The organism is Streptomyces misionensis (assembly GCF_007896895.1).
In the GTDB taxonomy this organism is placed as follows: domain Bacteria; phylum Actinomycetota; class Actinomycetes; order Streptomycetales; family Streptomycetaceae; genus Streptomyces; species Streptomyces misionensis_A.
Map to the genome: position 1 here is coordinate 1 of NZ_VOGW01000074.1, position 632 is coordinate 632.

1 protein-coding gene is annotated in these 632 nt (G+C 75.8%); it reads left to right on the forward strand.

All coding sequences use genetic code 11. The annotated features are described in order from the left end of the window. Positions 1-632 (forward strand): DUF2201 family putative metallopeptidase (locus FRZ03_RS40270; protein ID WP_464862260.1); only part of this gene is annotated, 632 nt, incomplete at both ends.

Sequence of the window (632 nt, forward strand, 5' to 3'; positions counted from 1 at the left end):
GCCGTACCGGGGCCGCCGGCCGACTCGCCCGCCCTCCCCCTGGACACGGAGAAGCTGCTGGCCGCCCGGCTCCACGCGGTGAAGGTCCGCCCCTACCTGGCCGACGCGCTGTTCGCGCTGCACGTGGTGGAGGACCGGTCGGTGCCGACGATGGCGGTGGACCCGTACTGGCGCTGCTACGTCTTCCCCGCCTTCGTGGCGCGTACCCCGGTGGAGGAACTGGCCGGCGTGTGGGTGCACGAGGTCTCCCACCTGCTGCGCGACCACCACGGACGCGGCGAGCGCCACGCGCGCGCACACGAGGAGCCGGGACCGGGCGCCGGGGGTCGCGCCGCCGAGGACCGGAGCAGGCTGCGGCGCAACATCGCCGCCGACTTCGAGATCAACGACGACATCTACGGCGACGGGCTGCCCCGGCCCGCCGGTGCGGTGCTGCCGTCGCTGCTGCGGCTGCCCACCGGGCTGCTGATGGAGGAGTACCTGCGGACGGCGTCGCTGTCCGGGCTCACCGCGGAGCCGGCCTGGCTGGACTGCGGCAGCGGCGCCGACGGGCAGCACCGGCCCTGGGAACTGGGGCCCGAGGGGGCCCGGGGACTGACCAGGCAGCAGCGGGACGCGGTCCGCTTCCGGGT